The 24,763-nt window shown below is 64.5% G+C and carries 27 protein-coding genes; 18 read left to right on the top strand and 9 right to left on the bottom strand.

Features of this window, described 5'->3' with window-relative positions:
• Nucleotides 1–13: 13 nt before the first annotated feature.
• A complete protein-coding gene (locus BI344_RS20200; RefSeq protein WP_071114594.1) occupies nt 14–1,984 on the bottom strand; it encodes a monovalent cation:proton antiporter family protein in 1,971 nt (656 codons plus the stop codon).
• Nucleotides 1,985–2,112: 128 nt separating this feature from the next.
• Here BI344_RS20200 and BI344_RS20195 point away from each other — a divergent pair, with 128 nt between their 5' ends.
• The 15 genes from BI344_RS20195 to BI344_RS20125 all read left to right on the top strand — a co-directional run bounded on the left by BI344_RS20195 (nt 2,113) and on the right by BI344_RS20125 (nt 16,061).
• On the top strand, nt 2,113–3,093 hold the full coding sequence (locus tag BI344_RS20195; protein ID WP_071114593.1) for a KpsF/GutQ family sugar-phosphate isomerase: 981 nt from the start codon (nt 2,113–2,115) through the stop codon (nt 3,091–3,093).
• A 46-nt stretch (nt 3,094–3,139) separates the two neighbouring features.
• On the top strand, nt 3,140–3,664 hold the full coding sequence (locus BI344_RS20190) for a KdsC family phosphatase (protein ID WP_071114592.1): 525 nt from the start codon (nt 3,140–3,142) through the stop codon (nt 3,662–3,664).
• Nucleotides 3,661–4,230 (top strand): LPS export ABC transporter periplasmic protein LptC, encoded by a 570-nt coding sequence (gene lptC, locus BI344_RS20185; RefSeq protein ID WP_071114591.1) that lies wholly within the window; start codon nt 3,661–3,663, stop codon nt 4,228–4,230. Before BI344_RS20190 ends, lptC begins: the two co-directional genes overlap by 4 nt.
• Complete coding sequence (gene lptA / locus BI344_RS20180; protein ID WP_071114590.1) at nt 4,220–4,777, top strand: lipopolysaccharide transport periplasmic protein LptA; 558 nt, start codon at nt 4,220–4,222, stop codon at nt 4,775–4,777. The genes lptC and lptA overlap by 11 nt, the downstream gene beginning before the upstream one ends.
• 2 nt (nt 4,778–4,779) lie before the next feature.
• Nucleotides 4,780–5,508, top strand: a complete 729-nt coding sequence (gene lptB / locus BI344_RS20175) for an LPS export ABC transporter ATP-binding protein (RefSeq protein WP_083338738.1) — start codon at nt 4,780–4,782, stop codon at nt 5,506–5,508.
• Between the two features lie 3 nt (nt 5,509–5,511).
• A complete protein-coding gene (locus BI344_RS20170) occupies nt 5,512–6,900 on the top strand; it encodes an RNA polymerase factor sigma-54 (protein ID WP_071114588.1) in 1,389 nt (462 codons plus the stop codon).
• A gap of 67 nt (nt 6,901–6,967) precedes the next feature.
• A complete protein-coding gene (hpf, locus tag BI344_RS20165) occupies nt 6,968–7,294 on the top strand; it encodes a ribosome hibernation-promoting factor, HPF/YfiA family (protein WP_071114587.1) in 327 nt (108 codons plus the stop codon).
• A 122-nt stretch (nt 7,295–7,416) separates the two neighbouring features.
• Complete coding sequence (gene ptsN, locus BI344_RS20160) at nt 7,417–7,878, top strand: PTS IIA-like nitrogen regulatory protein PtsN (RefSeq protein WP_071114586.1); 462 nt, start codon at nt 7,417–7,419, stop codon at nt 7,876–7,878.
• Nucleotides 7,871–8,827 (top strand): HPr(Ser) kinase/phosphatase, encoded by a 957-nt coding sequence (gene hprK / locus BI344_RS20155; RefSeq protein WP_071114585.1) that lies wholly within the window; start codon nt 7,871–7,873, stop codon nt 8,825–8,827. The genes ptsN and hprK overlap by 8 nt, the downstream gene beginning before the upstream one ends.
• Nucleotides 8,808–9,650 (top strand): RNase adapter RapZ, encoded by an 843-nt coding sequence (gene rapZ / locus BI344_RS20150; protein ID WP_071114584.1) that lies wholly within the window; start codon nt 8,808–8,810, stop codon nt 9,648–9,650. The genes hprK and rapZ overlap by 20 nt, the downstream gene beginning before the upstream one ends.
• Before the next feature lie 71 nt (nt 9,651–9,721).
• A complete protein-coding gene (locus BI344_RS20145; protein WP_071114583.1) occupies nt 9,722–10,339 on the top strand; it encodes a flavin prenyltransferase UbiX in 618 nt (205 codons plus the stop codon).
• The gene (locus tag BI344_RS20140; protein ID WP_071114582.1) at nt 10,336–11,802 is read left to right on the top strand and encodes a bifunctional ADP-dependent NAD(P)H-hydrate dehydratase/NAD(P)H-hydrate epimerase; all 1,467 of its coding nucleotides are present in this window, start codon (nt 10,336–10,338) and stop codon (nt 11,800–11,802) included. Before BI344_RS20145 ends, BI344_RS20140 begins: the two co-directional genes overlap by 4 nt.
• A gap of 80 nt (nt 11,803–11,882) precedes the next feature.
• A complete protein-coding gene (locus tag BI344_RS20135) occupies nt 11,883–12,797 on the top strand; it encodes a DMT family transporter (RefSeq protein ID WP_071114581.1) in 915 nt (304 codons plus the stop codon).
• 145 nt (nt 12,798–12,942) lie between these two features.
• Complete coding sequence (locus BI344_RS20130; RefSeq protein WP_095210852.1) at nt 12,943–14,466, top strand: sensor histidine kinase; 1,524 nt, start codon at nt 12,943–12,945, stop codon at nt 14,464–14,466.
• Nucleotides 14,463–16,061, top strand: coding sequence for a DUF3369 domain-containing protein (locus BI344_RS20125; RefSeq protein ID WP_071114579.1), 1,599 nt, complete (start codon nt 14,463–14,465; stop codon nt 16,059–16,061). Before BI344_RS20130 ends, BI344_RS20125 begins: the two co-directional genes overlap by 4 nt.
• A 65-nt stretch (nt 16,062–16,126) precedes the next feature.
• Here BI344_RS20125 and trhA read toward each other — a convergent pair whose 3' ends face one another.
• The 7 genes from trhA to BI344_RS20090 form a co-directional block, all read right to left on the bottom strand.
• Nucleotides 16,127–16,744 (bottom strand): PAQR family membrane homeostasis protein TrhA, encoded by a 618-nt coding sequence (gene trhA / locus BI344_RS20120; RefSeq protein ID WP_071114578.1) that lies wholly within the window; start codon nt 16,742–16,744, stop codon nt 16,127–16,129.
• A 170-nt stretch (nt 16,745–16,914) separates the two neighbouring features.
• Nucleotides 16,915–17,571, bottom strand: coding sequence for an adenylate kinase (gene adk, locus BI344_RS20115; RefSeq protein ID WP_071114658.1), 657 nt, complete (start codon nt 17,569–17,571; stop codon nt 16,915–16,917).
• A 43-nt stretch (nt 17,572–17,614) separates the two neighbouring features.
• The gene (gene kdsB / locus BI344_RS20110; protein WP_071114577.1) at nt 17,615–18,376 is read right to left on the bottom strand and encodes a 3-deoxy-manno-octulosonate cytidylyltransferase; all 762 of its coding nucleotides are present in this window, start codon (nt 18,374–18,376) and stop codon (nt 17,615–17,617) included.
• Nucleotides 18,373–18,555 (bottom strand): Trm112 family protein, encoded by a 183-nt coding sequence (locus BI344_RS20105; protein WP_071114576.1) that lies wholly within the window; start codon nt 18,553–18,555, stop codon nt 18,373–18,375. The genes kdsB and BI344_RS20105 overlap by 4 nt, the downstream gene beginning before the upstream one ends.
• Nucleotides 18,545–19,564, bottom strand: coding sequence for a tetraacyldisaccharide 4'-kinase (gene lpxK / locus BI344_RS20100; RefSeq protein WP_071114575.1), 1,020 nt, complete (start codon nt 19,562–19,564; stop codon nt 18,545–18,547). Before lpxK ends, BI344_RS20105 begins: the two co-directional genes overlap by 11 nt.
• A gap of 21 nt (nt 19,565–19,585) precedes the next feature.
• On the bottom strand, nt 19,586–20,005 hold the full coding sequence (locus BI344_RS20095) for an ExbD/TolR family protein (protein ID WP_071114574.1): 420 nt from the start codon (nt 20,003–20,005) through the stop codon (nt 19,586–19,588).
• 2 nt (nt 20,006–20,007) lie between these two features.
• A complete protein-coding gene (locus BI344_RS20090; RefSeq protein ID WP_338032373.1) occupies nt 20,008–20,562 on the bottom strand; it encodes a MotA/TolQ/ExbB proton channel family protein in 555 nt (184 codons plus the stop codon).
• Nucleotides 20,563–20,905: 343 nt separating this feature from the next.
• Here BI344_RS20090 and BI344_RS20085 point away from each other — a divergent pair, with 343 nt between their 5' ends.
• Nucleotides 20,906–21,364 (top strand): DUF4442 domain-containing protein, encoded by a 459-nt coding sequence (locus BI344_RS20085; RefSeq protein ID WP_071114572.1) that lies wholly within the window; start codon nt 20,906–20,908, stop codon nt 21,362–21,364.
• 59 nt (nt 21,365–21,423) lie between these two features.
• On the opposite strand, the gene BI344_RS20080 is transcribed toward BI344_RS20085, so the two are convergent.
• Nucleotides 21,424–21,720, bottom strand: a complete 297-nt coding sequence (locus BI344_RS20080; protein WP_043574449.1) for an ArsR/SmtB family transcription factor — start codon at nt 21,718–21,720, stop codon at nt 21,424–21,426.
• 106 nt (nt 21,721–21,826) lie between these two features.
• Between BI344_RS20080 and gpmI the strand changes: the two genes are divergently transcribed.
• Nucleotides 21,827–23,350 carry a 2,3-bisphosphoglycerate-independent phosphoglycerate mutase gene (gpmI, locus tag BI344_RS20075; protein ID WP_071114571.1) on the top strand — a complete coding sequence of 508 codons (1,524 nt, stop codon included), beginning with the start codon at nt 21,827–21,829 and terminating at the stop codon, nt 23,348–23,350.
• A 70-nt stretch (nt 23,351–23,420) separates the two neighbouring features.
• Nucleotides 23,421–24,761, top strand: coding sequence for a murein hydrolase activator EnvC family protein (locus BI344_RS20070; RefSeq protein WP_071114570.1), 1,341 nt, complete (start codon nt 23,421–23,423; stop codon nt 24,759–24,761).
• The last annotated feature ends 2 nt before the right edge of the window (nt 24,762–24,763 follow it).

The following is a 24,763-nucleotide window of genomic DNA, read 5'->3' as shown; positions in this document are numbered from 1 at the left end:
CCGGGGCCTTTTGTCAATCTCCCTGCAAAATCCTCGACTCCGCCAACGCCAGCTGTTCCGGCGTTCCCAGCAGCACCAGCACATCGTCGGCGCCGATCTCGAAGCTGCCGTCGAAGTCGGTGCGGCGCACCCGCTGGCGGCGGATGGCCTTGACCTCCACGCCCAGACCCTCCAGCCTCAACGCGCCCAGCGGCTGGCCGATGGCGGCGGCGCCGCCGCACACCTGCACGCTGAGCAGGCGCGGCACCAGCGCGTCGTCCAGGCTTTCCACCTCGTCGCTGCTGCCGCGGAAAAAGCCGCGGAACAGATCGTAGCGCTCCTCGCGCACCGCGCGGATGCGGCGCAATACCCGGCTGGGCGGCACGCCCGCCTCCATCAGTGCCTGCGAGGCCAGCATCAGGCTGCCCTCCATCACCTCGGCCACCACCTCGTCGGCTCCGGCCTGGCGCAGGATATCCATCTCGCTATCGTCTATGGTGCGGACGATCACCGGCAGATCCGGCCTCACCTCGCGCACCGCGTGTAGAATGCGCAGCGCGGCGTGGGTATCGGCGAAAGTCACCACCACCACCTTGGCCCGCATCAGGCCGGCGGCGATCAGCACCTCCTTCTTGCCGGCGTCGCCGAACACCACCTGATCACCGGCCTCGCCCGCCTCGCGCACCCGCTCCGGATCCATGTCCAGCGCGAACATATTGATATTTTCAGCCTCCAGCAGGCGCGCCAGCGCCTGGCCGCTGCGGCCATAGCCGCAGATCAGCACATGCTCGCTCTTGCTCATGCCGGCCACCAGCATCTGGTGCAAATCCAGCGACTGCAGCATCCAGTCCTGCTTGACCAGGCGGCGGGTGATGCGCTCGCCGTGCATGATGAGAAAGGGCGCGATCAGCATGGAAATCAGGATCGCGGCGATGGCGGCCTGCCCGGTGCCCGGCGCCACCAGGCCCAGCGTCATCGCCAGCGCCAGCAGCACGAAACCGAATTCGCCGCCCTGCGCCAGCGCCAGCGCCGAACGCATGGCATCGTTGGCGCGGTGACCCAGCACACGGCCCACGCCGAACACCACCGCCAGTTTCAGCGGCAGCAGCAAGGCCAGCAGCAGCAGCACTTCGCCAAAGCGGCTGAACAATACCGACAGCTGCAGCCGCATGCCGACGGTGATGAAGAAGAAACCCAGCAGGATGTCGCGGAACGGCTTGATGTCCTCTTCCACCTGGAAGCGGTATTCGGTTTCCGAGATCAGCATGCCGGCGACAAAGGCGCCCAGCGCCAGGCTGAGGCCGGACAGCTCGGTCAGCCAGGCCACGCCCAGCGTCACCAGCAGCACATTGATCATGAACAACTCGCCGGAACGCTGGCGCGCCACCAGGTGAAACCAGGGCCGCACCAGCCGCTGGCCGAAGAACAGCAGCAGCGCCAGCACCAGCGCCACCTTCAGCGCCGCCTTGCCCAGGTCCAGCCACAAGGTGTCGCTATGGCCGGCGAAAGCCGGCAGCAGGATCAACAGCGGCACCACGGCGATGTCCTGGAACAAAAGCACCCCGATCGCCAGCTGGCCGTGCGGCTGGCTCAACTCCAGCCGCTCGGTCAGCAATTTGCTGACGATGGCGGTGGACGACATCGCCAGCGCGCCGCCGATGGCGAAACCTGTCAGCGGGCTGCCGGTCAGATAGCCCATGGCCAGCGCCACCAGCAGCATGGTGACCGCCACCTGGGCAAAACCGACGCCGAACACCAGCTGCCGCATCGCCTTCAGCCTGGGCAGCGAAAACTCCAGGCCGATGGTGAACATCATGAACACGATGCCGATCTCGCCCAGGAAGGCGGTTTCCTCACCTTGCGGAATCAGGCTGGCCACGCCCGGCCCCGCCAGAAAGCCCACCACCAGATAACCCAGCATCGGCGGGACTTTCAGGCTGCGACACAAGGTTACCGCCAACACGGCAGCCAACAGGACGAGAACGATGGGGGCCATGGAATGCATCGGCGGTAGAATCTCCCGGGAAAAAACGGATATCTGGTGGACGAAAAGCGGAGAAAATGCGACGACCAAGCAAAAGTTGCACCAGCTCGCGCGTCAATCGATTATAACCTTTGATATACTTTTGCCTTATGGAAAAAACACACGCCACCAGCCGCCTGGAGATGGCGCGCGAGGTTCTGCAAATCGAAGCCGCCGCGCTGGTCACCCTGGCCGAACGCCTGAACGGCGACTTCCTTGCCGCGATCGACGCCATCCTCGCCTGCAAGGGCCGCGTCATCGTCACCGGCATGGGCAAGTCCGGCCATGTGGGCCGCAAGATCGCCGCCACGCTGGCCAGCACCGGCACGCCGGCCTTCTTCGTCCACCCGGCGGAGGCCGCCCACGGCGACCTCGGCATGATCACCGGGGAGGACATCGTGATCGCGCTGTCCAACTCCGGCGAAGTGAACGAGATCACCGCGCTGCTGCCGGCGCTGAAGCTAAAGGGCATCCGCCTGATCGCGATGACCGGCCGCGCCGACTCCACGCTGGCGAAGGAAGCCGACGTGCTGCTGCACACCCATGTGGAGAAGGAGGCCTGCCCGCTGGGCCTGGCGCCCACCACCAGCACCACCGCGCAGATGGCGCTGGGCGACGCGCTGGCGGTGACGCTGATGGACGCCCGCGGCTTCGGCCAGGGCGACTTCGCGCTGTCGCATCCCGGCGGCAATCTGGGCCGGCGCCTCTTGGTGCATGTGAGCGACCTGATGCACAGCGGCGACGCCCTGCCCCGCGTGGCGCCGGGCACGCTGCTGAAGGACGCGTTGCTGGAGATGTCGCACAAGCGGCTGGGCATGGTCACTGTCTGCGACGCCGACGGCACGCTGCACGGCATCTACACCGACGGCGACCTGCGCCGCACGCTGGAGCGCTCGGCCGATGTCTACAGCCTGAAGATAGACGAAGTGATGGGCCGCGCGCCGCGCACCATACTGGCCGGCAAGTTGGCGGCCGAGGCCGGTTTCGTGATGAAGCAGAACCAGATCACCAGCCTGGTGGCGGTGGACGCCGATGGCAAGCTGAGCGGGGTGCTGCACATGCACGACCTGCTGCAGGCCGGCGTATTTTGATTTCGCCGCGCAGCCCCTCGGGGCTGGCGGCAGCAAGGACCAAGCAATGCGCATGATTTCCGAGCAGGCCCGCAAGGTGAAGCTTCTGATCATGGATGTGGACGGCGTGATGACCGACGGCCGCATCTACTACAACGCCCAGGGCGAAGAGAGCAAATCGTTCTATGTGCAGGACGGCCTGGGGCTGCGCCTGCTGCAGTCCACCGGCGTGCAGCTGGCCATCATCTCCGGCCGCGCCGACCGCTGCGTGGAACACCGCGCCCGCGCGCTGCGGATAGACCACTACTACGGCGGCGTGCACGACAAGAGCGTGGCGCTGGCCGAACTGCTGGAAAAAACCGGCCTCGGCGCCGACGAGTGCGCGTTCATCGGCGACGACCTGATCGACCTGCCCATCCTCACCCGCGTCGGCCTGGCCGTCGCCGTGCCGGAAGCGCCGCCGCAGGTGCGCCAACACTGTCATTACGTCACCGGCAACGCCGGCGGCCAAGGCGCGGTGCGCGAGCTGGCCGAGCTGATCATGCAGGCGCAGGGCACTTTTGACGCCATCGTCGCCAGGTATCTGGCATGATTCGGCTCTTGCGCTCCCACCGGCTGTTTCCGGTGCTGCTGATCGGGCTCACCGCGATGCTCACCCTGTGGCTGGACCAGATTTCGCGCTGGGACACCCGCCATCGCGAGCTGGACCCTGACAAGCCCGAATACGTGGCGGAAAACCTGGTGGCCACCCATTTCGACCTGCACGGCAAGATGGCGGACCGTCTGATCGCCTCCCGCATGTGGCAATACCCCAGCAAGCCGGACGCCTATTTCGAGAACCCCGACCTGTACCAGTACCAGCAAGGGGTGCTGCAATACCATGTCTTCGGCGAATCCGGCCGCTACAACAATAAAAACCAGCAGGCTTTCTTCGACAAGAAAGTCACCCTGATCAAACCCGCAGACAGCAAGCAGCCGGAAACCCGGCTGGAAAGCAGCGTGATGCTGGTGGATTCGGCCAAGCATGTCGCCAGCACCAAGGCGCCCGCGGTAATCCACCAGGGCAACTCGGTCGCCCACTCCATCGGCTTTGTCTACCAGCAACAGCTGGGCCTGCTCAACCTGCTGTCCACTACCAAGATCATCTATGCCAAATAAGACCCGCATCCTGCTGGCCAGCCTGCTGCTGGCTGCCTCCGCCCTGACCCACGCCGAGCAGGCCGACAGCACCAAGCCCATGGAAATCACCAGCGACAACGGTTGCACCATGGACCAGATCAAAGGCGTCTCCACTTGCGAAGGCAATGTGGTGGTGATTCAGGGCACGCTGCGCCTGAACGCCGACAAGGTGGTGGCCACCCAGGACAAACAGGGCAACCAGACGCTGCAGGCCACCGGCCGCATCGTCACCTTCCGCCAGAAAATGGACAACAACGGCGGCTGGGTGGAAGGCCAGTCCAGCAAGCTGGACTACAGCAGCGCCGCCCACACCGCCATCCTCACCGGCAACGCCCGCGTCAAGCGCAACGGCGACCTGGCGATAGGCAATGTGATCAGCTACGACACTCAGACCGAGACCTATCAGGTGCAGGGCGGCGGCGCCAACAGCGCCGGCAAGGGACGCACCACGGTCATCCTGCAACCCAAGAACACCGCCTCGCAGCCCGCGGCCGCCAAGCCCGCCGCCGGAGCCGCCAAACCATGAACATGAAGCACAGCGTCCTCACCGTCTCCCGCCTGAAAAAGCGCTTCAAGAAGCGCACCGTGGTCAAGGACGTATCCCTGCAGATCGAAAGCGGCGAAGTGGTGGGCCTGCTCGGCCCCAATGGCGCCGGCAAGACCACCAGCTTCTACATGATCGTCGGCCTGATCGGCGCCGACGACGGCGACATCACGCTGGACGACGCGTCCATCACCCGCTACCCGATCCACCAGCGCGCGCAGCTGGGCCTGGGCTACCTGCCGCAGGAGGCGTCCATCTTCCGCCGCATGACGGTTGAGGAAAACATCGCCGCCATCCTGGAAATCTCCGGCCGCAAGGGCAAGGAGCTGGAAAAGGAACTGGACCTGCTGCTGGACGACCTCAACATCGCCCACCTGCGCGACAGCAACGCGCTGTCGCTGTCCGGCGGCGAACGGCGCCGGGTGGAGATCGCCCGCGTGCTGGCCACCCGCCCGCGCTTCATCCTGCTGGACGAACCGTTTGCCGGCGTGGACCCGATCGCGGTGATAGACATCCAGAAGATCATCTCCTTCCTGAAGGAACGCGGCATCGGCGTGCTGATCACCGACCACAACGTGCGCGAGACGCTGCGCATCTGCGACCGCGCCTACATCATCAGCGACGGTTCGGTGCTGGCCTCCGGCGAGCCGGAAGAGCTGGTCAACAACGACAAGGTACGCGAGGTCTACCTCGGCGAACATTTCCACCTGTAAGCGATGAAACAGGCCCTTCAGCTCAAGGTATCGCAACAGCTGACGCTTACGCCGCAGCTGCAGCAGTCGATCAAGCTGCTGCAGCTGTCCACCCTGGACCTGCAGACCGAAGTGGAACGCTTCCTGCTGGACAATCCTCTGCTGGAGCGCGGCGACGAGCCGCGCGATGCCGAGACCGCCGAAGCCGTCAAGGACGATGCGGGCGTCGCCGATCAGGACGACGGCGCGGGCAGCGGCGAGTTGCTGGACTGGGGCGCCGGCAGCCGCCAAGGCGGCGACGACGATTACGACCCCATGCTCAATGTTCCCTGTCAGATCAGCCTGCGCGAACACCTGCTGGCGCAACTGGGCGAAATCGCCCTGGCCGGCCGCGACCAGGCCATCGTCAGGCTGCTGATCGAGGAACTGGATGACGACGGCTACCTGCCCTTGAGCCTGGACGAACTGGCCAATCACCTGCCGCTGGAGCTAGAGCTGGAAAGCGACGAATTGGCGGTTGGGCTCAAGCTGCTGCAGCAGTTCGACCCCGCCGGCGTCGGCGCGCGCTCGCTGGCGGAGTCGCTTGGGCTGCAACTGCAGCGCTTGGCCGCCGGCGAGCCCGGCCACCAGCTGGCGCAGGCCATCGCGCGCGAACACCTGGCGCTGCTGGGAAGCCGCGACTACGCCAGACTGAAGAAACTGCTGGCTTGCAACGACGCCGAACTGCGCGCCGCCCAGGCCCTGATCGCCCGTCTCAACCCCCATCCTGCCACCGGCTTCGCCCACGGCGACGTCCACTACGTGATTCCCGACATCAGCGTCAGGAAGCTGCGCGGCCGCTGGGTGGCCGAGCTCAACCGCGCCGCCATGCCCAGGCTGCGCGTCAACCGGCTGTACGAGCGCATGCTGGCCGACTCGCGCGGCCAGGCCGGCGAAATGTCCGGCCGCTTGCAGGAGGCGCGCTGGCTGGTGAAAAACATCCAGCAGCGATTTGACACCATCCTGAAAGTGGCGGAAGCTGTTGTCGAACGGCAACAATTGTTCTTTGAACACGGCGAGGTGGCGATGCGGCCGCTGATCCTGCGGGACATCGCGGAAGAGCTGGGCCTGCACGAATCCACGGTTTCCCGCTCCACCAGCCAGAAATACCTGCTCTGCCCGCGCGGCCTGTTCGAGCTCAAGTATTTCTTCGGCAGTTCGCTGGAAACCGACAGCGGGGGTGAATGCTCCGCGACGGCCATCAAGGCTCACATACGCGGCATGATTGACGGCGAGGACCGCGGCAAGCCGCTGTCGGACAGCGCCATCGCCGACGCGCTGGGCAAGCTGGGAATACAGGTTGCCAGACGCACCGTAGCCAAGTATCGTGAAGCCATGCAGATTCCGGCGGTGAATCTGCGCAAGGCGCTGTAGCAAGCCTTGGGGAATACATGCCGCCCGCCAACCCGACCGGGCGGCCAACACCAGAAGGAGCTAGGGTATGAACCTCAAAGTAACTGGTCTGCACCTGGAAGTAACCCCGTCGCTGCGTGAATACATCGAAAGCAAACTGGAGCGCATCACCCGCCACGTCGACCACGTGATCGACATCTCCGTCACCCTCTCGGTGGACAAGCTGGTTCAGAAGGCTGAAGTCAACGTCCACCTGTCGGGCAAGGATATCCACATCGAAGCCTCCGAAGCCGATCTTTACGCCGCCATCGACCTCCTGATGGACAAGCTGGACCGCCAAGTATTGAAATACAAGGAAAAGCTAACCGAACACCGGGCGCAGAGCTCGGGCGAAGTCTCCCAAGCCTCGCTGTGACCCCCTGAGGAAAGCCACGGGAACCATACGGTTCCCGTTTTTCTTTGCGCTTGCCGGTTTTCAGTACTATCAAGGCAACGTAGAATTCCAGGTTTATCCAAGAGCCGCATGCATAATCCAATATGAATCTCATCGGCAAGATCCTGACTCCGGACCATGTGTTGCTGGATCTGGACGTCTCCAGCAAGAAACGGGTGTTCGAACAGGTGGGCCTGCTGGTGGAGAACACCCGCGGCATCGCTCGCAGTGAAATCTTCGACAGCCTGTTCAGCCGTGAAAAACTGGGTTCCACCGGGCTGGGGCAAGGCGTGGCCATCCCGCATGGCCGCGCGCGCGGCCTGAAGGAAGCCACCGGCGTATTCATCCGGCTGAAGGCGCCCATTCCCTTTGACGCGCCGGACGGCAAGCCGGTGCAATGCCTGTTCGTGCTGCTGGTCCCGGAGCACGCCACCGATCTGCACCTGCAGGTGCTTTCCGAACTGGCGCAGCTGTTTTCCAGCCGCCAGATGCGCGAGCAGATGCTGAGTATCAGGATGCGCGATGAACTTTACCAGCTCCTCAGCGAGTGGACTCCCAATGCCTAGCATCACCGTCCGCAGGCTGTACCAGGAAAACCAGCAGAAACTCAATCTGACCTGGGTGGCCGGCACCGGCGGCGCCGACAACGTGATCGGCAACGACGAGCAACGTCCGACGCTGGCGCTGGTGGGCCACCTCAACTTCATCCACCCCAACCGGGTGCAGGTGCTGGGCCTGGCCGAAGTGGACTACCTGAACCGGCTGGAGCAGTCGGCGGCCAAGACCGCTCTGGACCAGCTGTTCCACAAGAGCATGTCGGTGGTGATGGTGACCAACGGCCAGCCGGTGCCGCGGCTGCTGCGCGACTACTGCCACAGCCACAACGTGCCCTTGATGTGCAGCACGCTGGAAAGCCCCTACCTGATGGACGTGCTGCGCATTTACCTCGCGCGCGCGCTAGCGGTGTCCACCGTGCTGCACGGCGTGTTCCTCGACGTGTTCGAGATCGGCGTGCTGATCATGGGCGACTCGGCGATGGGCAAGAGCGAACTGGCGCTGGAGCTGATCTCGCGCGGCCACGGCATGGTGGCCGACGACGCGGTGGAACTGTACCGCATCGGCCCGGACACGCTGGAAGGCCGTTGCCCGCCGCTGCTGCGCGACTTTCTGGAAGTGCGCGGCCTCGGCATCCTCAACATCCGCACCATCTTCGGCGAGACCGCGGTCCGCCCCAAGAAGGTGCTGAAACTGATCATTCATCTGGTGAAAGCCAACGACCAGGCGATGCAGGCGCTGGACCGGCTCAACATCCAGTCGGAAACCCAGGACATCATAGGCGTCACAGTGCGCAAGGTGGTGCTGCCGGTGGCCGCCGGCCGCAACCTGGCGGTGTTGGTGGAAGCCGCGGTGCGCAACTACATCCTGCAGCTGCGCGGCATAGACAGCACCCGCGAATTCATCGAACGCCACACCAACTTCCTACGGGACCAGGAAAATGCGCCTGATATTGATTAGCGGCCTGTCCGGCTCCGGCAAGTCGGTGGCGCTGCGCGCGCTGGAAGACTCCGGCTTCTACTGCGTGGACAATCTGCCAGCCACCATGCTGCCGGAGGCGATGTCGCTGTACGCCGATTTCGGCTACGAACAGATCGCCATCAGCGTCGACACCCGCTCCGGCCCGTCCCTGGGCGCGCTGCCGCAGGTGGTGGAGCAATTGCGCGCGCAGAACATAGACGTGCGCCTGCTGTTCCTGGAAGCCCGCACCGAGACCCTGGTCAAGCGCTTCTCCGAAACCCGCCGCCGCCACCCGCTGTCCGACGCCGGCATCACGGTGGAGGAAAGCATACGGCTGGAACAGGAAATGCTGGCCGACGTGCAGGAACTGGGCACCCGCATCGACACCAGCGAGCTGTCGGCCAACGCGCTCAGGAGCTGGATACGCGAGCTGGTGGACGCCGACAGCAGCCGGCTGACGCTGATCTTCGAATCGTTCGGCTTCAAGCACGGCCTGCCGCAGGACGCCGACTTCGTGTTCGACGTGCGCTGCCTGCCCAATCCCTACTACGACCCGCAACTGCGCCCCTTCAACGGCCGCGACCAGCCCATCATCGACTTCTTCGCGCAGCATGCGGAGATGGCGGAAATGATCGCCGACATACAAACGCTGATCGCCAAGTGGCTGCCCTGCTACAGCAAGGAAAACCGCAGCTATCTGACCGTAGCCGTGGGCTGCACCGGCGGCCAGCACCGCTCGGTCTACATCATAGAAAACCTGGCGCGCGCCTTCGCCGACAAGCAGGTGCTGGTACGCCACCGCCAGTTGTACCGCGAAACCTGATACGGACGGGCGGCGCCCTGCCCCACGCCCCGGGCGGGCCTAACGCGCACGCCCGCTGGAGAACGCTTCCGATGTCCCGCCGCAAAACCGTCACCGTCGCCCTCACCGGCGCCTCCGGCCTGCCCTACGGCCTGCGCCTGATCGAAACCCTGCTGGCCGCCGGCATCCGCACCTGGGTGCTGTACTCCCAGGCCGCCCAGGTGGTGGCCAAACAGGAAATGCAGCTCACCCTGCCCTCGCGCCCGGCCGAGATGAAAACCTGGCTGTTGCAGCGCCATCCCGCCCACGCCGAGCTGCTGGAAGTGTTCGGCCGGGAGGAATGGTTCGCTCCAGCCGCGTCCGGCTCCAATCCGCCGGACGCGATGGTGGTGTGCCCGTGCTCGATGGGCACGCTGGCCGCCATCCGCCACGGCATGAGCGACAACCTGATAGAACGCGCGGCCGACGTATGCATCAAGGAGCAGCGCAAGCTGGTGCTGGTGCCGCGCGAGACGCCGCTGTCGGTGATCCACCTGGAAAACATGCTGGAGCTGGCCCGGCTGGGCGTGGTGATCCTGCCGCCGGCACCGGGCTTCTATACTCATCCCAAGACCGTGGACGACATGGTGGACTTTGTCGTCGCGCGGATTCTGGACCAGTTGGGCGTAGAGCAGAGCCTGACTCCGCGCTGGGGAGAAACATCGCCATGAAACCCTCCCCCATTCTCAGCCTGGAAGCATTGCGCCAACTGGAGCGCACAGCCGACGCCGCCGGCCTGATGCTGATGCAGCGGGCGGCGCAGGCCTCCGCAGACTGGGTCGGCCGCCATCTCGCGCCGGGCTCGCGGCTGCTGGTTTGCGCCGGCCCCGGCAACAACGGCGGCGACGCGCTGTACGCGGCGCTGGAACTGCAGCAGCGGGAATATCTGGTGGATGTGCTGCTGCCCTGCCCGCCATCCAGCCTGGCCTGCCGCCAAGCGCTGCAGCAGGCCCAGGCGTCGGAACTGGCCATATTCGACGCGCTGCCCTCCCATTATCCGCCGCCGGCCCTGCTGATAGACGGCCTGTTCGGCATTGGCCTCAGCCGGCCGCTGGACGAAACCTGGAAACAAAGGATAAACCAGCTCAACGCACTGGACTGCCCCATCCTGGCGCTGGACTGCCCCAGCGGCCTGGACGCCTACTCCGGCCAAAGCCTGGGCGCCGCCATCCATGCCGACCACACGCTCACCTTCCTGTGCTACAAACCCGGCCTGTTCTGTAGCCAGGGAGCCGACCTCGCCGGCCAGGTGGAGCTGGCGACGCTGGATTGCCCGCCGCATTTCTTTCCTCCCGGCGAAGGCGCGCTGAACGCGCCGTGCGCCGCGGCGCTGGCCCGACCCCGCGACAGCCACAAAGGCAGCTTTGGCACCGTTGCCGTCATAGGCGGCGCGCCAGGCATGCTGGGCGCGGCGCTGCTGGCTGGGCGCAGCGCGCTGCAGGGAGGCGCCGGCAAGGTCTATCTGTGTCCTCTGGACGACAGGCTGCCGGTGGATGCGATCGCGCCGGAGTTGATGATACGGCCGCTGGACGAGATGGCCGAGCTGCCCGCCGCCGACGTGATCGCCTTCGGCCCAGGCTTGGGCCAACAGGAGCTGGCCGCCCGGCTGCTGCCGCAAATCGTCGCCCTCCCCCTGCCGCTGGTGCTGGACGCCGACGCGCTCAACATGCTGGCCGGCGACCGCGACGCTGCCGGCCGGATCGCCCAGCGGTCGTCCGTCACCGTGCTGACCCCGCATCCGGCCGAAGCCGCCCGCCTACTGCAAATCGACACCGCCGCCGTGCAGCGCGACCGCATCGCCCACGCCAGGCAACTGGCCGCGCGATACCGCTGCGTGGTGGTGCTAAAGGGCGCCGGCAGCCTGATCGTCCGCCCCGACGGCTATTATCTGCTCAACACCAGCGGTGGGCCGGAACTGGCCGCCGCCGGCCAGGGCGACGTGCTGACCGGACTGATCGCCGCCCTGCTGGCACAGGGCCTGCCGGCCTTTGACGCCACCGCGCTGGCGGTCCATCTGCACGGTCTGGCCGGCGACGACTACCAGCAGGAAAGCGGCGGCCCGATCGGCCTGACCGCCTCAGCCACCGCCATCCGCATCAGCCGGGTGCTCAACCGCCTGCTGGCCGGACGCTGAAGCCCAACGCCGCCGCTTTGCCGGCGGCGGCGGTTTATGTTTAAGATGGATCGGGCAGCCCCACCTCGCGGAGACCCGACTTGTCATCACAAAAAAAAGCCTACGCCTTCGGCCTCGGCGCCGTCCTGGCCTGGTCCACCGTCGCCAGCGCCTTCAAACTCAGCCTGCAGCACCTTAGCCCGATGCAACTGGTGCTGTACGCCAGCATCGCCTCACTGCTCTCCCTGCTGGCCATCCTGGCCTGGCAGGGCCGCCTGCCGGAGCTCCCCGCCGCGCTGCGCCGTCACTGGAAAAGCTCGCTGCTGTTCGGCGCGGTCAACCCCTTCGCCTACTATCTGGTGCTGTTCCAGGCCTATGCGCTGCTGCCGGCGCAGGAAGCCCAGGCCATCAACTACACTTGGGCGCTGACCATGACCCTGCTGGCGGTGCCGCTGCTCCGGCAGAAGCTGCACCCACTCGACGCCGCCGCCGCGCTTATCTGCTATCTCGGCGTGCTGGTGATCGGCACCCGCGGCCAATTGCTGGAACTGCACTTCTCCAGCCGGCAGGGCGTGCTGCTGGCGCTGACCTCCACCCTGCTGTGGGCCGGCTACTGGATCTTCAACACTCGCGACCGCCGCGAACCGGTGCTGGGCCTGACGCTGAACTTCGCCTTCAGCCTGCCCCTCAGCCTGGTCTGGTGCGCCTGGCACGGCCAGCTCGTAATCCCCTCCTGGCAGGGGCTGGCCGGCGCCGCCTACGTCGGCGCGCTGGAGATGGGATTCACCTTCGTGCTATGGCTGTCGGCGATGAAGCTCACCCGCAGCACCGCCAGCATCGCCAATCTGATCTTTCTGTCGCCGCTGCTGTCGCTGCTGCTGATCCACCTGATCATCGGCGAAGCCATCCTGACCTCAACCCTGCTGGGCCTGGCGCTGATTCTGGGCGGCCTGGCGGTGCAGAAGCTGCCGCTGCGGCGCGCGCTGCCGCGCCCGGTCGCGGAAGGTTCCAACTGATCCGCCCAGAGGCCGGCAGCAGCGGCGTTAACGACTCGCAAGAAACTGTATTGGATCCATCATGGCAATTCCGTCCCGCTCTGCCTACGATTCACTGAGAGGGCACGAACAAACAGGCACCATGAAAAGCATCAAGACAAGGTTAATGCTATGGCTGATGGCGTGGATCACCACCATTCTGGGCAGCACGGGGCTGTATTTCTATCTTCATGACTACAGCATAGACCAGAGCGACTTCCAGACTCAGCGCGCCGCAGTGCAATCCCGCCTGTCCTTGTCGCTGCCGCACGGCATCTGGCAGCTGGACGACGAAAATGTGCGCCTGGCGCTAGACAGCGAATTAAGCTGGCCTTCGGTGATCGCCATCAACGTCAAGGGGGAAAGCGGGCTCAACCTGGGCCGCACCCGCGACAGCGGCGGCAATCTGCGCGACATGCTGCCCAACGAACGGCCCAAGGTTGACGACATGCTCAGCATCCCCATCATCTATCAGGGAAAAGAGCATCTGGGCACCGCCACGGTCTATCTGTCGCATGACGCGCTGCGCGCCCGCGAAGACCAGCACCTGATCACCATCGTCGCCCAGATCGTGCTGCTGGACGGCATGATCTTCTTCATCATGTCGTTCAACCTGCAACGCTTCATCTTCCAGCCGCTGTCGCGCCTGCAACAGGCGCTCAACACCGCCATCCGCGCGCCCGACGCCACCGGCGCCCAGATCACCCACCTGGCGGACGACGAAATCGGCGCCATCGTCAACGGCTTCAACCGCATCGTCGCCCGCACCGCCGCCGACCTGGTCAAGCGCACCGCCGCGGAGACCGTGGCCCGGGAGGAAAAGGAAAAGGCGCAACTGGCCTACAGCCAGTTGATGGCGACGCAGGAAACGCTGGTGGAAGCGGAGAAGATGGCATCGCTGGGCAGCCTGGTGGCCGGCGTGGCCCACGAGATCAACACACCGGTGGGCATCACGCTCACCGCCGCCTCGCACCTGGGCACCGCCACCTCGCACATCACCGGCAAGCTAGACAGCGGCAACGTCAAGAAGAGCGATTTCCAGAGCTATCTGGAAACCGCGCAGGAATGCTGTGAACTGATACTGGCCAATTCGGAACGCGCCGCCAACCTGATCCACAGCTTCAAGCAGGTGGCGGTGGATCAGACCAGCGAAGCCAGGCGCAGCTTCCACCTGCACGACTACCTGAACGAAGTGATCACCAGCCTCAAGCCGCGCTTCAAGCACACGAAGGTGGGGATCGATATCCAGTGCGAAGAGGACATCCTGCTGGACAGCTATCCGGGCGCCCTGGCCCAGGTGCTGACCAACCTGGTGGTCAACGCGCTGGTTCACGGCTATGAAGGCGGCGAAATTGCTGGCAATATCGTCATCGAGGCTCATCGCAACGATGCCCAGCACGTGTCGCTGAACATCAGCGACAACGGCAAGGGCATCGCACCGGAAAACCTGGGCAGGATCTTCGAACCGTTCTTCACCACCCGGCGCGGCAGCGGCGGCAGCGGACTTGGCCTCAACATCGTCTACAACATCGTACGGCAACGGTTGGGCGGCAATATCGAGGTACACAGCGAGCAGGAGCAAGGCACCCGCTTCACGCTGGAAATGCCTTGCATCGCCCCCACCGTCCAGCACAAGGAGAATGTGGCATGAGCAGCGATACATTGCCTCCGGATGAAGACAACTGGTTGCTGGACGACAGCGAAAGCGACAATGAAGCCAGCGCTCGCCCTTCGGAACAGCGCAAGCCCTGGAAAGTGCTGATCGTCGACGATGAAAAGGACGTGCACACCGCCACCCGCATCGCGCTGCGCGGCATCAGCTACAAGGAAAGGCCGCTGGAATTGATCAGCGCCTACAGCGGCGGCGAAGCCTTTCAGCAATTGCAGCTACATCCCGACATCGCGCTGATCATGCTGGACGTGGTGATGGAAAGCGAGGATGCCGGCCTCAGGCTGGTGCACCGCATCCGCCAGGAGCTCTCCAACGGCGTGGTGCGCATCGTGCTGCGCACCGGCCAACCCGGCCAGGCGCCGGAGCAGGAAGTCATCCTCAACTACGACATCAACGACTACAAGACCAAGACCGAACTCACCACCCAGAAGCTGTTCACCACCACCATCGCCTCGCTGCGCGCCTACGAGAACATGGTGTCGCTGGAAAAGAACCGCCAGGGCCTGGCCAAGATTCTGGAGAGCGCGTCCGACCTCTACCAGTTGCACTCGCTGCGCGAGTTCGCCTCCGGCGTGCTGCGCCAGATCAGCGCTTTGCTCGACATCGGCACCGACGGCATCCTGTGCGTGCGCAATGAAAACCACAGCGGCCGGCCGGAACTGGAAATCCTGGCGGTGTCCGGCTCCTACGAATACCTGGCCGAAGCCGGCGATCTCTCCAGCGAACCCAAGCTGGCAGAAATCATCCAGCGCGTGTTCAGCGAAAAGCGCAGCATCTTCCAGCACCCTTACGACGTGTTATACATCGCCTCGCGCAACCGGCGCGAATTCGCGGTGCACTTCATGCCGCAATGGCCGCTGGAAAGCGTGGAGTGCGACTTGCTGGACGTATTCTGTCAGCGCATCTCCGCCGCCTACGACAATCTCTACCTGTACAACCAGCTGCGCAGCGCGCAGGAGGCCACGGTGGTGGCGCTGGCCGACCTGGCGGAATTCCGCGACACCGACACCGGCGACCACGTGCTCAGGGTGCAGAAGCTGACCGACGCCATCGCGCAGGAAATGCGGGACAGCAACCACTATCCGGAACTGATGACGCGCGAGTTCATGGACATGGTGGGCATGGCCAGCATTCTGCACGACATCGGCAAGGTGGCCATTCCCGACAGCATCCTGCTCAAGCCCGGCAAGCTCGATCCTGAAGAGCGCACGGTGATGGAGCAGCACGCCCCGATAGGCGCGCAGATACTGGACAAATCCGCACGCATGGTGGAAGGCACCAGTTATCTGTCGCTGGGTTCGGAAATCGCCGGCGGCCACCACGAGCACTTCGACGGCAAAGGCTATCCGCGCCAGCTCGCCGGCCAGGATATTCCGCTGTCCGCGCGCATCGTCGCGGTGGTGGACGTGTTCGACGCCCTGCTCAACAAGCGCCCGTACAAGGAGCCCTGGAGCATGGAGGAGACGATGAAATACATAGGCAGCCGCGCCGGCAGCCAGTTCGATCCACATGTAGTGGAAGCGCTGACGCGGCTGGTCAACGAGAAGCGTCTGCCGGTGCCGCAGCAAGAGTAGTCCCGAGCGCCCCATGCAAAACGGCAGCCATCCGGCTGCCGTTCTTGCTTGCGCCGCCTTGCGCGTCAGGCCACGTACCTGAGCACGCAGACATACTGGCAGATGCTGCCGCCCAACACGAACAGGTGCCAGATGCCGTGGCCGTGGCGGATCTTCTCGTCGTTGAGAAACCAGTAGATGCCCACGCTGTACAAGAGGCCGCCCAGCCCCAACCAGAACAGGCCGCCCGGCGCCAGCGCATCGATCAGCGGCTTGATCGCTATCAGCACCAGCCAACCCATCACCACGTACAGGATCATGGACAGCAGCCGGGTACGGCGCCCAAGGGTCAGCTCCTGCGCGATGCCGAACAAAGCCAGGCCCCAGCTCAGGCCGAACAGCGTCCAGCCCCAGGCCCCGCGCAGAGTCACCAGCGCAAACGGAGTGTAGCTACCGGCGATCAGCAGATAGATCGCCGAGTGGTCGCACTTCTGCAGGATGGCCTTGGCCCGTCCAGTGAGGCTGTGGTACAGCGTCGAGATCAGGTACAGCGCCACCAGCGTGCCGCCGTACAGGCTGAAGCTGACGATCTTCCATGGATCGCCCTGCATCGCGGCCTCGGCCACCAGCACCACCAGTCCGGCTACCGCCAGCAAAGTGCCGGCCAAGTGGGAATAGCCGTTGAAACGTTCCCCGTGATACATGATTTATCCTTGAGCCGGTCCGTCTTTCCGGCCTGACATCATAAAGCGGTTTGGAGCCCCCCGCGGCCTCCAGGGTTCAATTGTCCGCCTGTTGCCGCTCCGCCGCCAGCGCTTTGCGCAAGCGAAAAAGCGGGCCGCGCCCGCTTTGACCGAAATCGTGAGCGCCGGAATCAGGCGCCCAGCGCCGCCAGCACCTCGTCGCGCACGGCTTCCACCGCGCGAGTGCCGTCGATCTTCACATACTTGGGCGCCTTGGCATCGCCGGCGGCGGCCAGCTTGCCATAGAAGCCCACCAGCACGGCGGTCTGTTCGTGGTACACCGCCAGGCGCTTCTTCACGGTTTCCTCGCGGTCGTCGTCGCGCTGAACCAGGTCTTCACCGGTCGCATCGTCCTTGCCGGCCGCTTTCGGCGGATTAAAGACGATGTGATAGGTGCGGCCCGAAGACAAATGCACGCGGCGGCCGGCCATGCGCTCGACGATGGCGGCGTCCGGCACGTCGATCTCCACCACGTAGTCGATGTCCACGCCAGCGGCGATCATCGCCTCGGCCTGCGGGATGGTGCGCGGGAAACCGTCAAACAGGAAGCCGTTAGCGCAGTCGGCCTCGGCGATGCGTTGCTTGACCAGGCCGATGATGATGTCGTCGCGCACCAGGCCGCCGGCATCCATGATCGCCTTGGCCTCCAGGCCCAACGGCGTGCCGGCCTTGACCGCGGCGCGCAGCATATCGCCGGTGGAGATTTGCGGAATGCCGAATTTTTCGCGGATGTAGTTGGCCTGGGTGCCTTTGCCGGCGCCCGGAGCGCCCAACAGGATCAATCGCATGTACATGACTCCAGTTTGTTTGATTTATGAATTCTTTTAGCCCTCAGGCGCCCAACAGCCGGCGCACCCGTTCCAGGTCTTCCGGCGTGTCGACTCCGGCGGCCGGCGCCTCGCTCGCCACTGCCACCATGATGGCATAACCATGCCAGAGCACGCGCAATTGTTCCAGCGCCTCGTACTGTTCCAACGGCGCGGCCTCCAGCCTGGCATAGGCGCGCAGGAATCCGGCGCGGTAGCCATACATGCCGATGTGGCGGTACGCCGGCAGACCGGCGGGCAATACGCTGCGATCGGCGGCGTAGGCGTCGCGGGCGTAAGGGATGGGCGCGCGGCTGAAATACAGCGCGCGGCCGTGCTTGTCCAGCGCCACTTTCACCACATTGGGGTTGAAGTGGTCGGCGGCATCGTGGATCTCATGCGCCAGCGTCGCCATCGGCGCGTCGCCCGCCGTGTCCAGCAAATCGGCCAGACGGTCGATCAGCGCCGGCTCGATCAACGGTTCGTCGCCCTGCACATTCACCACGACGGCGTCGTCGGCCAGGCCGAGCTTGGCGGCCGCCTCGGCCAGGCGGTCGGTGCCGCTGGCGTGGTCTTCGCGCGTCGGCACCGCCTCCACGCCGTGCGCGGCGCAGGCGGCCAGGATGTCGGAGTGGTCGGCGGCCACGATCACGCGCCCGGCGCGGCTTTTCGCCGCCTGTTCGGCGACCCGCACCACCATCGGCTTGCCGGCGATGTCGGCCAGCGGTTTGCCCGGCAGGCGGCTGGAAGCCATCCGCGCCGGGATCACCACGATGAAGCCTGTCATTTGACTTCTTCTTCCGGCGGCAGCTCGCGCGCTTCCGCTTCCAGCATCATCGGGATGCCATCCTTGATCGGGAAGGCCAAACGGTCGCCCTTGCAGATCAGTTCGTCCTTGTTCTTGTCGAACACCAACGGTCCCTTGCACAGCGGGCACACCAGGATTTCCAGAAATTTAGCGTCCATGTTCCATCTTCAAGCGGGTGAGTATCCAGTCGCCCAGCTCAGGCGCCAAGGTGGCCTGAACCGGCAAAACCCATAGTCTAGCACGCTGCGCCGCGTCATGAAGCACGCGCGCGAGCTTGACCGCGTCCTTGCTGGTGACGATCACCGCGTCGGCGGCGGCCGGAATGTCGGCGGCGGAAAAAGCATGGTGATCGGGAAAGGACAGTTCGCTGGCCACCGCAATGCCCTGCCCTGCCAGCGTATGGAAAAACCGTTGCGGATGGCCGATGCCGGCCAGCGCCGCCACCCGCAAGCCGGCAAAGTCCGCCGCGGTCCGTGTCCGGGAAGCGTCGCCCAGACCATGGAAAGCGCCGGCGCGCAGCGTCATGTCGAAACGCGGCAGGCCAGCCGGCAGCGCCAGACTGGCGCCCGCGCCGTTGACCACCACCGCGTCCACCGTCCGCAAGCGCGACAGCGGCTCGCGCAAGGGGCCGTTGGGCAGCAGATGGCCGTTGCCGACGCCGCGCCGGCCGTCCAGCACCACGATTTCCAGATCGCGCGCCAGCCTGTAGTGCTGCAAACCGTCGTCGCTAAGAATCAGCTGGATGTCGGGATGCAGGGCCAGCAGACGGCGGCCGGCGGCGACGCGGTCGCGCCCCACCACCACCGGCGCGCCGGCAGCCGCCAGCAGCAGAGGCTCGTCCCCCACCAGCTCCGGGTCGCTGTCCGGCAGCGCCTCGGTGGGCTGGCCGGCGCTGCCGCCGTAACCGCGGCTGATCACGCCCGCCTTCACGCCGCGCGCGGCGAAGTCCGCCAGCAGCGCCAGCGTCAGCGGCGTCTTGCCGACGCCGCCGACATTGATGTTGCCGATGACCACCACCGGAACCGGCAGCGTCTCGCGCTTTTTCCAGCCTCGGCGGAACGCCTGCCGCCGGCCGGCGGCCAGCAGCGCAAAAAGCCCTTCCAGCGGCGCCAGAAGGGCTGTCAACCAGCCTCGCGGCCGGTACCAGTGTTGCTCGATCAGATTCATGCGTTCATGGGGTCCGCCCGCTCAGGGCTTGAGATTCTGGGTGGCGAAAGTCAGCTGCGATAGCCCGGCCTCGCGCGCCGCCTCCATCACCGTGATCACCGACTGATGGGTGGAGTTGGCGTCGGCATTGACCACCACCACCACGTCGCTCTTGCCCGCGGCAGCGGCCTTCAGCCTGGCCAGCAGGCCGGCCTTGTCGCCTCTTGCCAGCCGGGCGTCGTCCACCGCCATCGCGCCGTCGGCGGCGACCGCGACTCGGATCTCGATGGTTTTGTTCTTCAACTGCTCGCCCTGGGCGCTGGGCAGATTGATCTTGAGCTCGGAGAAGCGGGAATAGGTGGTGGTGACCATCAGGAAGATCAGGATCACCAACAGCACGTCTATCAGCGGGATGAAGTTGATCTCCGGCTCTTCCCGGCCGCGGCCGCGACGAAAGTTCATGCTCAGTTCCCGTTCCGGCGCTCGCCGTGCACCACTTCCACCAGCTTGATAGCCTGCGCCTCCATCTCCACCAGCAAGCCGTCCACGCGGGAACGGAAGAAGCGATAGAACATCATGCTGGGGATCGCTACGATCAGGCCAAAGGCGGTGTTGTACAAGGCGACGGAGATGCCGTGCGCCAGTTGCTGCGGATTAGCGCCGCTGCCGTTCTGCGAACCGAAGATCTCAATCATGCCGATCACGGTGCCCAAAAGGCCCAGCAGCGGGGACATGGCGGCGATGGTGCCCAGCGTGGTCAGCAGACGCTCCAACTGGTAAGCCACCTGGCGGCCCTCATCCTCAATCGACTCCTTCATCACCTCGCGGCTGCCGCTGACATTGCGCAGCCCGGCGGCGAACAGGCGTCCCAACGGAGAGTGCTGCTGCAAGCGCCGCATCAGCTCATCGCGCAAATCCACCCGGCGGTATTCCTGCAAGGTCTGCGCCAACAGGCCTTCGGGCACCACGACGCCGCGGCGCAGGCTGAACAGGCGCTCTAGGATGATCGCCAAAGACACGACTGAAGCCGCGAGAATAGTCCAGATCGGCCAGCCGGCCGCTTCAACGATAGCCCACACAGGAAGCTGTCTCCGTAGTCGATACAAACGTCAGACTTTATTACCTCAATCGCGGTGAGGCAACCTCTGGCCGGCAAAAATTAGCGCCGGCTGCCGCTTTTTTGGGCAAGAACCAGCGAAAGCCGCTGCCACCGGCGAATGCCTCAACTTATCCACAAGGTTATTCCGCGATTCTTGTGGATAAATTTTCAGGTTCCCAGGCGGACTCCTGCAAGCCGGCATTGACATCGATCAAGCCTTTGTCGACGATAGCATCATCCAAACAATCGTTTGAATCGCTATCATGAACCTGCCCATCTGGCTGATCAAGCTGCTGCTCAACCTGTGGCCGCCCTTCCTCGGCGCCGGGATCCGCGTCCACCGCCTGTCGCCTGACTTCCGCCAGGCCGAAGTCAGGCTGAAACTGGGATTCGGCAACCGCAACTACGTCGGCACCCACTTCGGCGGCAGCCTGTACGCGATGACCGACCCATTCTACATGCTGATGCTGCTGCGCCAGCTGGGCAGCGACTACTATGTCTGGGACAAGGAAGGCCGCATCGAATACGTTAAACCCGGCCGCGGCCTGGTGCGCGCGCATTTCAACCTGAGCGACGCAATGCTGCGCGACATCCGCGCGCAGACCGCCGGGGGCGACAAGTATCTGCCTGAAATGAAGGTGGAGATACGCGATAGCGGCGACGAGCTGGTGGCCACCGTGCACAAGACGCTGTACATCAAGCGCAAGCCGGAACGCCGCTGAGCAAAGCCCATGTAGAAAAAGCCGCGAAACGCGGCTTTTTCTACATGGATTCTGGGCACTTACTCCCCGAAGCCGCAGAAGACTTCGCGCATCATCCGCAAGACTTCCAGCGTGCGGATGTCTCCCACCCGGTAGTAGACGCGGTTGGCATCCTTGCGCGTGCGCAAAACCCCCTTGTCCCGCATAATGGCGAGATGCTGGGAAATATTGCTCTGGGAGGTGCCAACCTGCTCGACAATGTCTTGCACGCTCACTTCCCGGTCTTCCAGCACCGATATGATCTTCAGACGCAGCGGGTGCGACATGGCCTTCATCGCCCGGGATGTCTGTTCGATCTGGTCGTCGTTGAACAGCAAAGCTTTTCTCCTAATGTAGCGTCATTTTATTGATTTGACTGCGGGACTATAGTATCGGCAAAATCCGATACCATCAAGGTTTTCTAATATTCTGAATGCGAATGCCATGAAATCAATCACACCGGTGTTGCTATTAATCCTCGACGGCTTCGGCCACCGCATGGAAGGCGACGACAACGCCATCCTGCACGCCGACATGCCCAACTGGAACCGACTGCGCCAGCGCTACGCCTACGGCACCATCAACGCCTCGGAAAACTTTGTCGGACTGCCTTCCGGCCAGTTCGGCAACTCCGAAGTGGGGCACCTCAACATCGGCGCCGGCCGCATCGTGCAGCAGGACATCAGCCGCATCGATTGCGACATCGAGGACGGGCGTTTCGCAAACAATGACACACTGCAACAAGCCATGAGCAAAGCTCAATGCTCGGCTCTGCACGTGCTCGGCCTGTTATCCGACGGGGGTGTGCACAGCCATGAAAACCACATCCACGCGCTGATCCGCGCCGCCCAGGCCGCCGGCGTGCCCAACATCCACGTCCACGCCTTTCTCGACGGCCGCGACACGCCGCCGCGCAGCGCCGAAACCTACCTCAAGCGCCTGGACGCGGTACTGGCCGAATGCCCGAACGCGCGGCTGGTATCCGTGACCGGCCGCTACTGGGCGATGGACCGCGACAAGCGCTGGGAACGGGTGGAGCCGGCCTACCGGCTGCTGGTGGAAGGCGAAGGCCTGTTCCACGCCGAAACCGGGCTGGAAGCGCTCAAGGCCGCCTACGCCCGCGACGAGAACGACGAATTCGTCAAGGCCACCGGCATCGGCGCGCCGGTGAAGATCCAAGACGGCGACGCGGTGCTGTTCATGAACTTCCGCGCCGACCGCGCCCGCCAATTGACCACCGCGCTGACCGACCCGGCCTTCGACGGTTTCCAGGCGCGCCAGCCCGGCTTCGGCTATTTCGCCACCCTCACCAGCTACGGCGAGGCCTACAGCGCGCTGCCGACCGCCTACGCGCCGCAGAAGATCCACAACGGCATGGGCGAATACCTGTCCGCGCAGGGCCTGAAGCAGCTGCGCATCGCCGAAACCGAGAAATATCCGCACGTCACCTACTTCTTCAACGGCGGCGAAGAACAGGTCTACCCGGGCGAAGACCGCATCCTGGTGCCCTCGCCCAAGGTGGCCACCTACGACCTGCAGCCGGAAATGAGCGCCGGCGAAGTCACCGACCAGATCGTCGCGGCGATCCAGTCCGGCCAGTACCAGGCCATTTTCTGCAACTACGCCAACGGCGACATGGTGGGCCACAGCGGCATCTTCGACGCCGCGGTGAAGGCGGTGGAGGCGCTGGACGGCTGCATAGAGCGCTGCGTCGAAGCCATGCTGGCGGCCGGGGGCGAAGTGCTGATCACCGCCGACCACGGCAACTGCGAGCAGATGTACGACGGCGAGCACCACCAGCCGCACACCCAGCACACCACCAACAAGGTGCCCTTCCTGTATATCGGCCGCCCGGCGAAGATCCGCGACGGCGGTTCGCTGCGCGACATCTCGCCGTCCTTGCTGGCGATGATGGGCGTGGAACAACCGGTCGAGATGACCGGTCAATCGCTGATCGACTTCCAATAATCGCCCCGACAGGCGGCGGCCATGCCTGGCATGGCCGCCGCCGCTTCCCCAAGCGAAAGAAAACCAGGGAATGAAACGCTACCTCCTGATAGCCCTGCTGGCCGGAACCGCTCAAGCAGCCGACACCAGCTCCTCGTCCTCAGCCCTGTCCGCCGCGCCGCACCAGCAGGATCTGAAAAACGTGCGCAAGGAGATCGACAGCCTGAAAAAGGACCTGGCGCAGAAACAATCGGTGCAGAAGGAAGCGCAATCCGCCATTAAAGAATCGGAACAGGCGATCAGCCAGACCAGGCAGACGCTGGCCACGCTGGAGCAGCAGCAGAACCGCTCGGCGCAGCAGCTGGCCGACCTGAACGCGCAGATCGAGAAAAGCCGCCGCAGCCTGACCGAAGTACGCCAACGCGTCGGCCAGATGCTGGTTCGCCAATACAAGAACGGCCAGCACGACGCGATGAAGCTGATGTTCAACGACAGCGACCCCAATCAAAGTTCGCGCGACCTCGCCTACTACCAGCATATCGCCCGCGCCGACCAGCAGCTGGCGCAGCAACTGGTCGCGCAGCAAAAGCAACTGCAAGCGCTGTCGGCCCAGCTGGAGCAGGAGCTGGCGCGGCTGAACAACCTGTCCAGCCGCAAGGCCCAGGAAAAAACCGAGCTGGAGCAAGACAAAAGCCAGCAGCAGCAGCAATTGAGCAAGGTATCCGGCGAAATCAAGCAAGGACAGAGCAAGCTCACCCAGCTGCAGGAGGACGAAAAGCATCTGTCCAACCTGATCGCCCAGATCAACCGCGAAATCCAGCGCCGCCGCGCGGAAGCCGCGCGCAAAGCGGCCGAGGCGCGCAAGGCCAAGCTGGCAGCCGCCCGCGAGGCCGCGCGCAAGGAAAACGAGCGCCGCCGCAAACTGGCGGAAAACGCCAAGAAACAGGGCAAGCCAGTGCCGGAAGAAGCGAAGAAACCGGTGGTGGTGAAGGCGGAGAAGGAAGAAAAGGTCGACGACGTGGCCGACGACAGCGCCGCCGGCCGCGCCTTCGCCAGCCTGCAAGGCAAGATGAAAATGCCGGTGGCCGGCCAGATCGCCGGCGCCTTCGGCAAGATGCGCCGCGAAGGCACCGCCTGGAAAGGCGTTTTTATTCGCACCGCCAGCGGCCAGCCAGTACACAGCGTGGCCGATGGCACGGTAGTATATGCGGATGAGCTGCGCGGCTTCGGCAAGGCGGTGATCATCGACCACGGCGGCAACTACATGACGGTGTACACCGGCCTGTCGGCCATCGCCAAATCGTCGGGCGGCAGCGTAAAGGCCGGTGAAACACTCGGCAACACAGGAACACTGGACAATGGGGATGCCGGACTGTACTTTGAAATCCGGCACCTCGGACGCCCCCTCAACCCGCAGGCCTGGACACGCTAAGG

Source organism: Chromobacterium sphagni, from assembly GCF_001855555.1.
GTDB lineage: Bacteria > Pseudomonadota > Gammaproteobacteria > Burkholderiales > Chromobacteriaceae > Chromobacterium > Chromobacterium sphagni.
This window is presented reverse-complemented; position numbering and strand designations above follow the sequence as displayed.